Source organism: Candidatus Parvarchaeota archaeon, assembly GCA_016866895.1.
In the GTDB taxonomy this organism is placed as follows: domain Archaea; phylum Micrarchaeota; class Micrarchaeia; order Anstonellales; family VGKX01; genus VGKX01.
Genome location: VGKX01000013.1, coordinates 1 through 14,348, shown reverse-complemented (window position 1 = coordinate 14,348; position 14,348 = coordinate 1). Strand labels below are relative to the sequence as shown.

The window sequence follows — 14,348 nt, the reverse complement described above, 5'->3', positions numbered from 1 at the left end:
TTCTTGGCCTGTTTGACCTTTATGCGATTCCGCCTGCCCCAGGGGCAACAGTGCGCTTTTTGGGCCTTGGGGCGTTTTTCCTAATCTGTGTAAGCCTTGTTATTGGGCCGCTGGCAGTGCTCTGGCCTTCTGCATTTGGCTCTATTGTGGAATCAAGGCGTGCTGTGGGCATTTCCGCATTTGTTTTTGCAGCCCTGCACAGTTTCATAGTCCTTTCGTTTGGCCTTAACTGGAACTTTGAAGTTATCCTTTCCTTTTTCTCCTTCCAGCTTGCCTTGCCTGCACTTGTAATCCTGCTTGCACTTGCCCTTACCTCAAGCGACTGGGTTGTGCGAAAACTGGGGTTTGCAAAGTGGCAGGCTCTCCACAGGCTTGTCTATCTAGCGTTTGTTCTTTTGCTTGGGCATTTTCTAATCCAGGCAACCTATGGGGGCAAGCAGCTGAATTTGGCTGAAATGGCTTTAGTGATGCTAGGTGCTCTAACTGTGCTTTTGCAGGTTGCAGGATTTGTTGCATTCAGGAGGAAAAAAGAGGCAGGCAAAGCAGCGCAAACTTCAAAAAACTAGGATTTTCCCCTCTACTTCTCCTTCATCCACCTTCTGTATCCTTTGTTCGCCAAGCCGCCATCATGTATCGAAATCATTGGAACTGAGTATGGGTGGTGTGAGGCAACCAGGCGCGAAGCTCTTCTTGCCGCTTTCATGTCCACGCATTTCATCTCAATCATATATTCAGTATCCTGCACAAACTTGCCCTTCCAGGTATAGCATGCTTCAATCTTCCAAAAACCCGCGCACTTCACAAGCTTTCTTTTGACAACAAGTGCGGATATTTTCCTTGCCTGGAAAAGCGTGTCAACAGTTGTTGTGACGATTTTCATTGAAGCATCACTTTTGAATTTCCGATAATGCAAGCCCTATTTGCTGTTATTTTCCTCAACCCCCAAACTTTCAAACTGGCCTTTCTGGTATTTGTCTATTATTGAAATCATGAAGTTGCGCGCCCGCTCAACCCCCAAATCCTTGTTTTGACTGAGAAGCTGCCTTATCTGCATTAGCTCAGCAGGGCGCAAACCATCAAGCTCCTCATTGAGAATTTTGGAGCCATACTCTTTATACAACTCGGCGGACACTGTCTTTGAGCCGTCAAGATACTCCAAGCAACTCTGTGCGCACATAAGGCCAAAGCTTCGAAGCTTGGCATCCCCTTTAATCAGATTCATTATTTTTGAGCGGGGCGGGTCTCCAGTCATGGCCCTGAAAATATCATCTACCGAGCCAAATAGCTGCTTTACCATGTTGTTTTCAGTAAGAAAATAATATGCAGCCTTCACCTGGTCAATTAAACCCAAATCAGCGTAAAACCCCTCAACCATTGCAACGCCCAGTATTTTTGCCATTGTCCTTCTTTCCTCTTCAGTACCTTTTTCATAAACGCCATTGAGAGCTTCGAAAGTCTGCCTGTAAAACTCCCAGCTCCTGTCCCTCATGCAATCGTCAACATAAATGAGCTTGAAAGCCATCCATCCTCTTTTTTGGCAAGCTTCCAAAGCCTGTTTCTGTCCTCCTCTCCCACACTGGAATATATTGTTTCTTGTTTCAGCTTCCATGCAAGCTTGTAATAATACCCATCTCCAGCTAACGCGTTTTTAAAAATGCCGTCCATGAAGGGCCTGCATTTTTCATCCACGCCGTTGTCTTTACCAAAGTTTAGCCAGTATTTCATTAGCAAAAAATCAACTGCCAACCCTCCAGCCATCTCGTTGCCGCTTTCAATGCAGGCACCTATAAGCCTGGAATCCCTTTTGTAAAAGTCGTACTCCAATACCGAATTAAGCGACGCTACAAATTCCTCTTTCTGCTCCGGGCCAAGCCCGCGCTTATCTTCCTTTTCGTAGTGTTCCATAACAGTGAAAAAATAAGTTTTGTACAAAACAGGGTCCGAAGAGCAATAACTCTGCATGTTTTTGTAGGCATTCTTGAACGCCTCCTTGTTGCCAAAAACAAACTTCTTCAAGTCGTCAATTATGTCCTGGGAGCCGGTTTTTGCCGCTGTGGCTGCAAGAATTACTGGGGCAAACCAATATTTTTCCACACTGCCTGTAAATAGCTGCCTGAGCTGCGCGTAATTGGACGAGACAAACTTGCAAGCCCTGTCACTGCTTCTTTTATCAGCAATTTCAATATAAATTTCTCTCAAGGCATTTCGCGTCCAGTCCTTTTTTGCCAGGGCGGCATAATCGCCTATGGCTTTCTGGCAATTCGTTTCAATGCAAAACCCAAGAAGCTCTTTTGAGCCAAACTCATCCCATTTCCAGGCCTTTGCAACAAGGGGCCTTATTTTTTCATAGTTCTTGGCCGCAAACTGCTTTCCTTCCTCGTTCCTTATATAATGCCAAAGCCTCCATGCGGCCAATGTCTTGCTGGTGCTGCTCCCCCACACGCCTTTATTTGTTTCAGCCTCCCTAAATCTTTCCGCAAGCTCGTTGAATTTCATCTCAATCGGGGATTTTGCACTGGACTTGCCTGCGCCCTTATCTTCCCCGTCTTCATTGAACCTCAGTCTTGCCATCGTCAATTTATTGGGTTGCAAGTTATTTAAGTTGGATTGGCAAGCTTCAAGAAAAATCAGCCTGGAGCAATCCAAAACAGCCCCTTTATTTTTATTGCTTTCCAGGTCTATTTAGGGCCATGGACCTCATCCAAATCATTGTTCTGGGGCTTGTTCAGGGAATCACCGAGTGGATTCCAATCAGCTCCAAGACGCAAGACACGCTTGTCTTCCTGAAGGTTTTTGGGGGTGAACCGGCACTTGTGGTCCCAATGCTGCTTTACCTTCACATAGGCACGCTTCTTGCAGCCTCTGTTTATTTCAGGCGCGAGCTTCTTGAAATCCTGAAAACAAAGGTCGCCTACCTGAAGGCGGTTTCATCCAGGCCGGCCGATGCAATTGCCCTGACAAAAAGTTACGTGGCACAGGGCAGGACGGGCTTCCTCCTTTCATCCTTGTTTTTCACCGGAGTTGTCGGAGTCCCGCTGCTTTTGCTTGAAAAAAATTTTTTCCCGAATCTGGATGCAAGCGCCCTTTTCCTTTTAATGGGCCTGGGTCTTGTTGCAACAGGCGCTCTTTTGCTTGCGCAAGATGGCAAGCGCCTCAGGCAGGCCGGGACGGTTGGCTGGAGGGACGGCGTGATGACTGGGGTGTTGCAGGGCTTTTCAGTCCTCCCAGGCGTATCCAGGTCGGGCACAACTTCAACCGGCCTTATCTGGCGTGGGTTTGACACAGACACGGCGTTTTCCCTAAGCTTCCTTTTAAGCATTCCAACAGTCCTGCTTGCAGAAATTGTCTTGTGGGCAGGCTCAATTTATTTTGGCGGCTGCGGCACAGGGGGGTTTGCATGCCTTGGCGGCCTAAGCCTTGCCGACGGCCTTTTGCTTTCCCTGTCAAGCTTTGTTTTTGGCTATCTTGCACTTGAATCCATACTCAGGGCGGTAAAAAAAGTAAATCTTGCGTATGCGGCATTGGCTTGGGGGGCAATAATAGTCCTTGCCGCTGCGTTTGGGGTTGCCTAGCGGGCAGCAACACCTAAGCCAATCCTTCCGCCTTTCAGGAAAAAATCCGCCTCTTAAGGTGCCTCTTCTTTATCACGTGGGCTGAGACCCTGCTAATGTCAACAAGGAAAATGATGCTTATCGCAAAGGGGACCAAGGCTATTGAGAAGAACTGCGCAGGCAGGTGCATTAAAGCAAGCACTCCTGGCGTAAGGAATGCAATGACAAAAAACAGCACAAAAAGCCCGACGCTTCTTTCTGCCCTGTTTGCAAGGCTTGCCTTCCTCCCCTCATTTTGCAAAAAGGCCTCTGCGACCACGTAGAAATCTTCCTTAAGGTGCTTAAGTGCGCTAAGCGCAGGCATGACTGCAAGCAGGGCGCCTGCGGCATAAAGAATGTCTGACACGAACACGCCCCCCACCCGTCCAAGCACATGCTCAGTTGCCCTGCCAAATATTATCATTGAGCCGATTGCAATGGCGGCCACGCTTGCACTGAAAATTGCCTTTGAAGAGTGGTGCAGGAACCTTTCAAAACACTTTCCACCAGGCTCAAAATAGACGATTATGTTGTTGAAATACCTGGAAATGTTTTTCAGGGCACCCCTGTTCCCCTCTGGCAGGAACTTTTTCACAATATTGTCGATTGCGTCCTCCTTTTTGAGAAGCACCGAAGAAACCATGGTAGAAATAAGGACTGTTGCGGACATGACGCTTACAAGGTCAATCGATGAAAAAGGTGCGGCCTGGCTTGCAAGCAATATTGAAAACTCGCCAACAGGGAGCATTGCAATTCCAGAGAAAACCGCCTTCTTTGAATCATAGCCAAAAAAATAGGTGCTCAGCGATGTGCCTGCAAACTTTGCAATTGCGTTAATTGCCCCAACTCCGACCAAAAGCCACACTGAAGTAAAGGCGACTTTCCAGTCAAAAAGCATTCCGATTGTGAAGAAAAATATGGATGAGAACACGGAGCTGAATGGAAGTATGGCCCCCTCGATTTTCCTGAACCCCTCAACCGATGCAACCAGGCTTCCTGCCAAAAATGCCCCTATGCCAAAACTCAGCCCGGAAAGCTGCGCTACAAACGCAAAGACTGCTGCAACTGAAAAACATGCGAGTATCAGCGACTCATTGCTGCCGTAGCAGTCAATGCAGCCGATAAACCACCTGACAAGCCTCTCCAAGACCACATACGCAATTCAAAGCACAACAACAGAGACGGCTATCGGCACAAGTATGTCCGCGGATATTGTCTTAATTGCCTCAATTTTTAGGCTTGCAAAAAACGTCAAAAGCCCGACGCCTACCAGGTCCTCTATGATAAGCACGGCAAACAGCAGGCCTTTCTCAGCCCTATTTTCAAATTCCCTTTGCTTCATGAAGTTTGCGAAAATGGCCGTGCTTGTGATTGAAAGGAGCATGGCGATAAGCATTGCATCCATGACACCAAGGCCAAGTGCCATAGCCATTGCATGGCTCAACAGGAAAACAATTCCCATTTTGAATATCCCGACCATAAACGCCCTAAGCGAGTGCTTGAGTATGTGCTTGAGTGAAAATTCTATGCCAATGGCAAAAAGCAGCAATATTGCCCCTATCTCTGAAAGCGCACTGATGACCTGGCCTGAATGAACCAAGTTAAGTCCGTTTGCCCCGACAACGGCGCCGGCAAGCAGCAGTCCTGCCACCGGCGGGAACCTGTACTTTGAGGCTACAACAGAGCCCAAAAGCGAAAATACAATAATCAGGCCAACGTCAAGTATCTGTTCCATGTCATCCACTCAACTTCTCATATGACTCCAAGGACTATTCCTGCAAGCCCGCAGGCAAGCGCCCCAAGGCTGGCTTTTTGCGCAAACTTGAGGAATTTGGGATTATCATACTTACTTAGTATGCCAAAGGCAAGATAGGCAAAAGCCACGTCGGCTGCGACTACAAGCCCGACTGCAAAAACAGTCTGCCTGATTCCAGCCTGGAATATGAAGTATGAAAGTGGCAGCACCATGAAATAACAGGCTGCACTGATTATAGCAGAAGTCTTTTTTCCAAGAACCACCGCTATGCTTGCAGAGCCCCTTGCGTTCCTGTCCCCTTTTTCATCCTGTATGGTTTTTGCAATTTCCCGCCCAAGTCCTGCTGCAAATGCAAGCTCACAAAGCCAGATTATGGTCTCTGGTGCAGGCTCACTTGCCAAAACTGAAGCAGCCCCAAAATAAAATGGGACTGCCATTGAGGCTGCAATATATGCATTTCCAACAAGCGCCATGTCCTTTAGCTTCATGTTGTATGCAACCGAAAGGACGGTAAAAATTACCGAGATGGCAAACGCAGTCTGATTTATTGAGTAGGCAATCAGGTTGCTTGCAATATAGCCTATTGCTACTGTTGCCCAAGCCGCTTCTCGTGATATTTTTCCGCTGACAAGCGGCCTGTCAAGCTTTCTGTTTTTCCTGTCAGACTCAATGTCAAGCAAGTCGTTGTGCGCAAATGAGGCAAACTCATTGAATATGGGGACAAGCACTGCTGCTGCAAGCAGGGCCAGATTTTGCGGCAGATTTCCCAAGGCAAGAATCTGGCCTACGCCAACCGCTACTGCAAGCATTATCGCGTGCTCAAACCTTACAAGTGCAAGCCACGCGGACGCAAAGTTTCGCATTCCATCCATTCCCGCTACCCAACCTGTTTTTGTTCCGCTTCTTCTACCCACTTTAACTCCTTGCCAACACCTTATTAATGGCACCTGCCTGCCTGGGCAGACCTCATTATGCAGGCGCAACTTTTTTAAATAAAGTAATTCAAAGGGGGTATGAGGTGGTAGTAATGCCTGAAAAGAAGAATCACAAAGAGCTTCCATTTAACATGTTTGTGAAAATGGTGACAGGAGCATTCATTTTCTCGGCACTGTTCTTGGTTCTCAAGCTCTTGTTTGTGTCATTTGGGACATCGGCTGACTCTGCGGCAACACTTGGTGCAGCAGCCGTGACACTTGGCTGCCTGCTTTCATGCGAATGCGTGGTTTAAGCTAAGCCTTAGTACGCAAAAAACCTAAAACAAGCTCCAATAAAACAAGTTTGCCGCGCTTTTTGCGGCACTCCCAAATTTTTTCCCGTTTGTTTTGGTTTTTCTATACTGCCACTCTTAAGTCTATTTAGTCTGTTTTAACAAGAATTTATCCTAGCAGCCAGTTTTTAGCCTATCGCCACGATTTTTCCGTACTCACCATCAAAGCCGGCAATCTTTTTTACCGTGCCTTGCTTAATCGCCATTATTGCCTGTGCAACTCTCTTTCCAGCTTGCCCCTCAAGCTCTTTTCCAGAAGCATGCAGCACTGCAAACTCGCTCCCGAATTTTTTGACAAGCTCAAAATACGCCGCATCCACGGCCTTTGAAGTTTCAGACTTGCCAACCACTTGTGCAAGCACTTCCTTTAGGGGCACCAGCGACTCAAAGGGCACTGCACCATGAGGCACAAAACCAGCCGGCCTGTCCGCAAGCTGCTCCACCCTGTTTAGCACGCCTATTGTAAGCTTTTTGCCGCATTTTGGGCACAACCCGCCGTGCTTTTTTGTCTCCTGCGGCTCCATTGAAACGCCACATGCCCGATGCCCGTCAATGTGGTATTTTCCCTCTTCAGGGAAAAACTCGTAGGTGCAAGCAAGCTTTTTCTTTTCCTTGTGCCTTATCGCATCATAAAGCTCGTCGTAAGTCATCCCATGCAGCTCAAACACGTTTGCCTCCCTGCCGATTTTTTCAGGCGAGTGAGAGTCTGAGTTTGAGAGAAGCTGCAAGCAGTCAAGCTGCGACAGGCGCCAGTTCATCGCAGGGTCGGAAGAAAGCCCGGTTTCAATGGCATAAATCTTTTTTTCAAACTCGCCAAAACATTCCTTGAGGCTGTCAAATCCCGACTTTGAGCCAAAAACAGAAAACCAGGGAGTCCAAATATGGGCCGGCACAATAAGGTTTTTTTCGCTTACCCCAAGCACAATCTCGGCAAGCTCAATGCTTGTTGCCCCAATTATCGGCCTGCCATCTGATTTTAAATTATAGCCTTTTTTGCAAAGCGCATCGTTTATCTGCAACGCAACCTCAATGGAGGGAGCCAAAACTATGTGGTGGACCCTCCTTCCCCGCCCGCCCTGCGTGTAAATGCAGCTAATCTCCGCAGAAAGGACAAATTTCTGCCCGTTATAGTCAAGAAAGCCGCTTCCATCCTCGCCTGCCTTTTGCCTTATCTCCTCAATCCATTTGGGGTGCGTGAAATCGCCTGTGCCAAGCAAATCAATGCCTTTTATCCTTGCCCATCGGGAAAGCGTCTCAAGCTCCATTCCAGGGCTTGTGGCCCGCGAATATTTGGAGTGCATGTGCAAATCGGCGACAATTTTCATTTGAAAACCACTACTACAATTATTATGGAAAAATCATCCTTCCGTACTTGTCCCAGATTTTGCGCAAGGAGGCAATGTCCTGTTTTGAAAAAGCATCCTTAACGTTCAAGTCAATGTCAAGCACGCCAAGCGGAACTTTATTATCGGAAGACCAAGAAACCAAAACCAGCTCGCAACCCTTCATATTCGGGTCGCAGCCCACATGCTCCTTGTCTGCAGTGACATCCGGCACATACTGGTCGGTGCCAGTCCTAATTGCCCTTCCAATCACTCCCCTAGCTATTGGTATTGGCGAGCAGGCCTCACTTCCCTGGTGGCAAAACACGCGCGTCTGGGTTGGATTTTTAGGGTCAACAAAATATTGGCCCACAAAAACAGGCTTGAGCATTCTAGCCCTTGCTTTTTTCCCGTTCTCCAGCCTTCCTGCATGCTGTGTGTGCACTTTGTTTGAAAATTCGTCAAAAAGAATGAAGTTGAAGGTAGTTGCAATCTCGCTTGGGTAAACCCTGCCAGACATGTAGGCATCGAGCCGTTCTGTTATCTGTTCGAAATCAAGTTTTTCAGCCATGTATGAGTTTTGCAAGGCGAAAATAATAAACTTGGCGCACGCCCAGGCTTTCAGAGGCGGCAATAGTTAAATAAAGTTATTTAACATTAAATAATAGTGAAAACAAGTATAAACAAGTAAAAACAAGTGAAAAGAGGCGATTTTATGGCTCTCAAAACCTTCAATATTGACCAGGCAATATACGCCCGTTTCCTTGGTTTTTGCAGGGGGCATGGCATCAGCATGAGCAAGCAGGTGGAAATGTTTATGGCTTCACAAACAGAAGAGGAATCAAATGTGCGCAATGCCTACCTCAAGAAGCTTGAGCGTTTGCGCAAGGGCAGATTTATATCTGTGAATAGTTTTGCAAAGCGCTATGGTTTAGAAGAATAGGTTTGACTCTTTAAATTCCAAGGCAATAGGGGAAAACATGGCCTATAAATTGGAAATCAGCGCCCACGCTGACAGGATATTTGGCAGACTTGCCAAGAAGGACAAGGTGCAGCTTGAGGCAATAAACAAGAAAATCAGCTTGATTCTTGAAAACCCGCAGCATTTCAAGCCCCTGCGCGGGGACATGAAAGGTTCAAGGCGCGTGCATTTTGACCCTTTCGTGCTTATTTACGAGATAGACGAAAGCAGAAAAACAGTCAGGATAATTGATTATCAGCACCACGATAAGGTTTACTAATGGCGGTTTTCTCACTTTGAAAAGGGAAAACAAAGAGTCAAAGAAAAAAATGGAAAAGGAAAGAAAAAAATGGAAAGAAAAAAAATCAAGCGGCTCAAGTCTCAGCTTCCCTATCCTACTCCCCAGTATGGGTAAATCTGGGCCCATTTTGCATTCATGATAAATCCTGGCACAGCCTCTCTTATAGATATTTTCATTATCTTTCCTGGCACTGTTCTTGTATACGTGGCGTACTGGGCAATCTGGGCTTGGTTTAGGATTTGGTTGTTGGGGTCAATTACATCAACAATCGCATATCTTTGTCTAACATCCCCAATCACATCTGACAATCTCATCTTATACCCATCAAGGCATACCTGCTCCCCGGCATTAATTATCGGGTAGTTTATTGTTGAAACGCGTATCTTCACATAAACATTCCCGTTCCCGGACTGCAGCAATTTTACCTTAATCATTCTGCCTTCAGGTGTCAGGTAGGAGCCTTCATAGTTTGTGTTTATGTCCCATCCTGCAACTTCATTGTTTGTAGTTGCATTGAGTATCCCAAAGCTTGCGCTTGTCGAAGTTGCGCTTTTCACCTTGATAAGGTAATTCCCATCTGGAAGTGTCTCTCCTACTGATAGGTTGACATTCACTTCAGCTACATTTGATTCAGGTGGCATGTTCACGCATGTAGTCGGCACAGGTTGCGGGTTAACCGTTACCGTGTAAGTTGCAATCGTGCTTGCGCCTTGTGAGTCGCTTACGTTGAACTGTATGGTGTAAGTGCCTGGCGCGTAATACGTGTGCTGGGAGCTAAACTCCGAGCCGGAGAATGTGGCTCTTACCAGGTTCTTGAAGTTATTTGCAGTGCCTGTTTCGTCTCCCCAAAGAACTGCATAAAACAGGCTGTTGCCATCCGGGTCGCTTGCGCGCACCCTCCATGTTCCTGCCTGGCTTGCAACAAGTATCGCATCCCCGCCGACTCCATTAATCACTGGGGGGCGGTTTGCCGTTACTGTGTTCAGGGCATATACTGTAATTCCTGCATTCACGTTGCTTAGCGTCGGGTCTGGATTCACACTCTCAACAAAAATTACAAACCTGTCATTCCCTGCTGTTGAGTAATATGTCCCAAAACCAGGTAGCACCACGCGCCTGTCAATAACATTGCCCGCAGTATCCATGATGCTGATTGCAGCAGCCTTGGAGTTTGACGGGTATCGGGTTATATCGTCAACGCCAATTTTTATTTTCGACACTCCATTGGACTGAATGTCGGTTGATTGCCCAACGCGCAGATTCCCGGAATAGGATACTGTAGCTCCGCTTTGTGGCCTGCTTTCTTTTGCGGCGGCTGCAATCCCCCACTTATCAGGGTTTCCGCTCACCTGGTAAATCGCAAGCCTCGCCCATTTTGCATTCATGGTAAATCCTGGCGCAACCTCAATCGCATAGATGGCATAAGTCTGGCCGTTTATCGAAACTGTCCTGTACGAGTTTGTGCCAATATTCACCCGTTTTAGTGTCGCACTATTTGCATCAAGAATGCTGACCATTGCAGGACTTTCGGAGTATTGGGATACCCCAAGGTCATCAAGCCTTGCCTTTCCCACCCCAAAGTCAAGCACTTGCCCAATGTCAATCACACCTGATGATACCTGAACGTCATTGCTTCCCCCATCAGCCGGAATTGCATTGTCATCAAGCGCTTTTCTTGTCGAATCAGAATCGACATTCCCATTCACTTTGTAAACTCTTGCGTTTGCCCACTTTGCGTTTAGCGCAGAGCCCATCCCGACCTCTTCTACATAAACGACATATTTGCTGTAGGTGCTTGGCGAGGTATATATAAAGTATGTTTTTGGCGCCTGGTCATTTGTAGATGCCACTGCGCCGTTTCTAATTACTTCAAGCCTTGCAAAGTTTGTCTGGAAGTCGCGGCCAGCAATCAAATCCTTGAGCCTTACCTGGAATTCGCCAACATCCAGACCAGTCCCAACATCAATCACACCCCTACTGGCAAGTGAGTCTGCCGGATCGCTGCCTGACTGCACGCAAGCCCCGTTGCTGCATGTGTACCCGCTTGGGCAGGCATAATTTGTGTTTGTCCTGTAGCTTCCAGAGCAGAACCACTCAATAAGATTCGTGCTATCTATGCAACTATCTGTGTCAGTGGCCGGCACCCTGTTTCCATCAATCCCGCTTGTCGTGCCCTTTGTGTAGTAGTTAACTCCTCCATCGGTATCAGTGCAAACTGTCTGCGGCGCTGATTTGCACACGCCATTTGAGCAGCCATATGGGCAGTTGTAGCCCATTGCCTCAAGCTTGCCATCTTTGCAGAATGCCTCGTTGAGCTGCGTGCCTGTTGCGCAGTAGTCATAATATACTGAGTAGGCGTATGGAGAAGGTTTTGCAGTGCTTGGGTTTGGCTCCTGTCCGTATATGACTGGAGAATCAGGGCTTCCGCCAGAATAAATCCCGGTTCCCCTGCCGCGTGTTGAATAATCAAGCCCGTTGTCAGAATCAGTGCAGTCAATGGAGCTGGATTTTACATAAAATTCTTTTGAATACTCGTTGTTTGCCGCATTTGCATCGGAGCCATATGGCTTTATCACAATTTTGTATGTGTGGCTGCCTGGTGTCTGTGCGCTTTGGAATCCGGATGAGCCAGTCGGGTATCCTGTTGCCCCTGCCTCAAGCTTGTCGTTTCTGTAAGTCGGAAGCGCCAAAACGCCATCAACGTAAATATCCATATCATAAATGTCTGAGGCAGCGCTTCCCTTGTTTGCAACAACCACTGCCGCATTTACAAGCTGTTTTCCATCTGTTCTTGCTGTTTGAAGCTGCTCAAACTTTATTTCAGAAACAGCCAAATCCGCCATTTTGGCAGGTACCGGCGTTTGCCCTATTTCTACCCTGACAATTTCATCAAAGACATCGTAAGGCAAGGCGCCTGCGAAAAACACGCCGTAGCCAAAAGTGCCGGTTGCACGCCCAGACCTGCCGTCAGTTTCCTTAACTTTGACAACCTTCATGCCATAAGTTGAATACTTGGCTTCAACATCCTTCAGTTTTGCGTACATGTCCTTGCTTGTGTCGCCTGTGTAAATCACAAAAGATGGCGTGCCTGAAACACCAATCAACATTCCCTGTGACTGGTCGTTTGCAACTGCCTGTGTTGCCCTCCTGTCGTCAAGGCAGTACTTAAAGTTTTCAGTATCCATTCCAAGGTCACTTGCATATCTTTTCAAAGAGGCAATATCGAGGGATTGCTGGTTTGTGAATAATTTATCATGGTAGTTCCAGAACCTTCCCTGCTCGTCTGCGCACTCGGAGGCTTCTGCTGCCATCTGCGCATTTGGATGGAATGAAAGCGGGAAGTTCATAAAATAGAACGACAAGGTCTGGTCATATTTTTTAGACAAGTCATAAAGCGTGGAGCTTGCCCTGGCGCAAAACGGGCACTCAAAATCTGAAAATTCAACAAGTTTCACCTTGCCGTTGCTTGAAAACCTCGGTTCCTTTCCTGACAGGTCAAGGCTGACTTCGTCGGCTGGGAGAGGAGCCGGGGTTGGCGGCTGCGGCGGCTCTACATATTGCCTGAGGCTGCACTTATCGTCTGCATAAATCCACAATCCCCTGCCCTTTTGCAAATAGGAGGTTTTTTCGTACGTGTTTGACTTGGAATTATATGAATATGGCCCCTTGCTTATGCTACAATCGCCAGATACCTGGGAGATATCGACCCTGTTGCCAAGAGATAAAAATGGCTGGCCTACCTGGTTCCAGCCAGGGTAGAGTGGATATGCGTTGGCTGCATCGGTGTTGTAGCTTGGGTAAAAATACAATGTGCATGCATTCTTGGAGTAAACCCAATACCCATCCTTGCTTGACGGGTCGCTGCTTTCAATGTATTTTTTGCTTTTTGTGTCGTAGTGGTAGTAGGAGCCTATAATCTGGCAGCTTGTGCCAACCTTCATTGCAGCCGGGTCGTAGACAGGTGAGCTTATCAGGTTCCAGCCTGGATACAGGTCAAGGGTTTCATAAGGCACCATCATTCCGGGTGCAGTTGCTTTTCCTACTGCGTTTCCCTGTGCACTTTGCCCTGAGACGCTGTTGCCGCCCCCCTGGCTGCCTTGTGCAAGAAGGATTGGCTGGGCTATAAGCAGCACAAGAACTGAAAAAAGCAATATGGTTTTTATCAGGCCGAACTCGTTTTTCATCTCCAACCACCCGTTTTCAAGCAAAGTTCTTTGGCTTTTGCTCAAGTAATGCTAAATCATATCGCACTAAATTTTGCTTTTTCTGCTTTTAAATGCGCTTGTTTTTGTGAGGTGTCTAATTTGCAAAGAATTAGAAAAAATAAGAAAAGAGGCGGGGCGTGAAACCGCGCCCCAAGCCAATTGCGCAATCACTTCACAGTGTCTTTGGGTCAATGCACTTGACAATCTCGTGCGTGTGGTCTGCAAAATAACCCCAAACACGCCTCTGGCTGCCATCGTTGTTGACCTTCCAGTCAATGTCGTTTTGCCCTGGCGTGTACCAGTCAGACCAGCCACCTGAGAACCACTGTATCCTGTACTTGAGGATTTCAGGGTGAGCCGAAGTGTCAAGCCCAAGGTCGCCAAATTCAGAGCCGCCAAGCGCACTTCTCACTTCATTTGCGCTCTTCTGGCAAAGCTTTGCATCCTGGCTTACCTTGACTGTGTAGGTTGTCTCGACTACCGCACCGGCACTGTCGCTGACAAAGAACCTTGCTGTGTATTTTCCTGCATTGGCATAGGTGTGCTGGAATGTTGCCTCTGAGCCCGAATATGGGACTTTAATCGATTTCTTTGCATTTTCAATTGATGGCTCATCGCCCCAAATCACTGCATAGAAAAGCTGTGTTCCGTCAGGGTCATGGGCCTTGACAGTCCAGGTTCCCTGCTGGTTGACTTTCAGCTCATAGTCACCGCCAACCCCGTCAATCACTGGCGGCTTGTTGGCAGGCGCGTTCACGTTCACATTTGTGCCTGACTCAACAGTCTTGCCTGCATCATCTTTTGCAGTCACTGTTATGTAGTAGGAGCCTGCGCTTTGGTATTTTTTCTCAATCACAACCTCCTTGTTGCTTGGGTATGTTCCCAAATCGCGCGATTCGCCGTCTCCAAACTTGACAGTGTATGTAATCACCCCGCCTTCAGGGTC

Annotated in this window: 15 protein-coding genes; 5 read left to right on the top strand and 10 right to left on the bottom strand. The window is 47.5% G+C overall.

Annotation, left to right across the window (positions count from 1 at the left end; translation table 11 throughout):
• Positions 1–566, top strand: a 566-nt coding sequence (locus FJZ26_01150; protein ID MBM3229013.1) for a hypothetical protein, incomplete at its 5' end; no start/stop codon positions are given.
• Positions 567–577: 11 nt separating this feature from the next.
• Here the strand turns inward: FJZ26_01150 and FJZ26_01145 are convergent.
• From FJZ26_01145 to FJZ26_01135, 3 genes are read right to left on the bottom strand one after another with little or no spacing between them, the layout of a single operon-like run.
• Positions 578–880: a divalent-cation tolerance protein CutA gene (locus tag FJZ26_01145; GenBank protein MBM3229012.1), complete on the bottom strand. Its 303-nt coding sequence runs from the start codon at positions 878–880 to the stop codon at positions 578–580.
• Between the two features lie 36 nt (positions 881–916).
• Positions 917–1,489 (bottom strand): hypothetical protein, encoded by a 573-nt coding sequence (locus tag FJZ26_01140; GenBank protein MBM3229011.1) that lies wholly within the window; start codon positions 1,487–1,489, stop codon positions 917–919.
• Positions 1,486–2,571 carry a hypothetical protein gene (locus FJZ26_01135; protein ID MBM3229010.1) on the bottom strand — a complete coding sequence of 362 codons (1,086 nt, stop codon included), beginning with the start codon at positions 2,569–2,571 and terminating at the stop codon, positions 1,486–1,488. The genes FJZ26_01140 and FJZ26_01135 overlap by 4 nt, the downstream gene beginning before the upstream one ends.
• A 119-nt stretch (positions 2,572–2,690) precedes the next feature.
• Here FJZ26_01135 and FJZ26_01130 point away from each other — a divergent pair, with 119 nt between their 5' ends.
• On the top strand, positions 2,691–3,572 hold the full coding sequence (locus FJZ26_01130; GenBank protein MBM3229009.1) for an undecaprenyl-diphosphate phosphatase: 882 nt from the start codon (positions 2,691–2,693) through the stop codon (positions 3,570–3,572).
• 34 nt (positions 3,573–3,606) lie between these two features.
• Here FJZ26_01130 and FJZ26_01125 read toward each other — a convergent pair whose 3' ends face one another.
• From FJZ26_01125 to FJZ26_01115, 3 genes are read right to left on the bottom strand one after another with little or no spacing between them, the layout of a single operon-like run.
• Entirely contained in the window at positions 3,607–4,752 is a 1,146-nt protein-coding gene (locus tag FJZ26_01125) for a hypothetical protein (GenBank protein ID MBM3229008.1), read from the bottom strand.
• The gene (locus FJZ26_01120) at positions 4,753–5,325 is read right to left on the bottom strand and encodes a hypothetical protein (protein ID MBM3229007.1); all 573 of its coding nucleotides are present in this window, start codon (positions 5,323–5,325) and stop codon (positions 4,753–4,755) included. It abuts the gene before it with no gap.
• Between the two features lie 17 nt (positions 5,326–5,342).
• Positions 5,343–6,407 (bottom strand): hypothetical protein, encoded by a 1,065-nt coding sequence (locus FJZ26_01115; GenBank protein MBM3229006.1) that lies wholly within the window; start codon positions 6,405–6,407, stop codon positions 5,343–5,345.
• Here FJZ26_01115 and FJZ26_01110 point away from each other — a divergent pair.
• Complete coding sequence (locus FJZ26_01110; GenBank protein MBM3229005.1) at positions 6,374–6,574, top strand: hypothetical protein; 201 nt, start codon at positions 6,374–6,376, stop codon at positions 6,572–6,574. The genes FJZ26_01115 and FJZ26_01110 overlap by 34 nt on opposite strands.
• A gap of 167 nt (positions 6,575–6,741) precedes the next feature.
• On the opposite strand, the gene FJZ26_01105 is transcribed toward FJZ26_01110, so the two are convergent.
• A complete protein-coding gene (locus FJZ26_01105) occupies positions 6,742–7,938 on the bottom strand; it encodes a DNA helicase UvrD (protein ID MBM3229004.1) in 1,197 nt (398 codons plus the stop codon).
• Positions 7,939–7,960: 22 nt separating this feature from the next.
• Entirely contained in the window at positions 7,961–8,506 is a 546-nt protein-coding gene (locus tag FJZ26_01100; protein ID MBM3229003.1) for a hypothetical protein, read from the bottom strand.
• Positions 8,507–8,650: 144 nt separating this feature from the next.
• Here FJZ26_01100 and FJZ26_01095 point away from each other — a divergent pair, with 144 nt between their 5' ends.
• Both FJZ26_01095 and FJZ26_01090 read left to right on the top strand, forming a co-directional pair.
• Complete coding sequence (locus FJZ26_01095) at positions 8,651–8,878, top strand: hypothetical protein (GenBank protein ID MBM3229002.1); 228 nt, start codon at positions 8,651–8,653, stop codon at positions 8,876–8,878.
• A gap of 37 nt (positions 8,879–8,915) precedes the next feature.
• Positions 8,916–9,176, top strand: a complete 261-nt coding sequence (locus FJZ26_01090; GenBank protein ID MBM3229001.1) for a type II toxin-antitoxin system mRNA interferase toxin, RelE/StbE family — start codon at positions 8,916–8,918, stop codon at positions 9,174–9,176.
• A 110-nt stretch (positions 9,177–9,286) separates the two neighbouring features.
• On the opposite strand, the gene FJZ26_01085 is transcribed toward FJZ26_01090, so the two are convergent.
• Both FJZ26_01085 and FJZ26_01080 read right to left on the bottom strand, forming a co-directional pair.
• Positions 9,287–13,381: a hypothetical protein gene (locus FJZ26_01085; GenBank protein MBM3229000.1), complete on the bottom strand. Its 4,095-nt coding sequence runs from the start codon at positions 13,379–13,381 to the stop codon at positions 9,287–9,289.
• 193 nt (positions 13,382–13,574) lie between these two features.
• The coding region (locus FJZ26_01080) for a PKD domain-containing protein (protein MBM3228999.1) at positions 13,575–14,348 on the bottom strand (774 nt) is incomplete at its 5' end.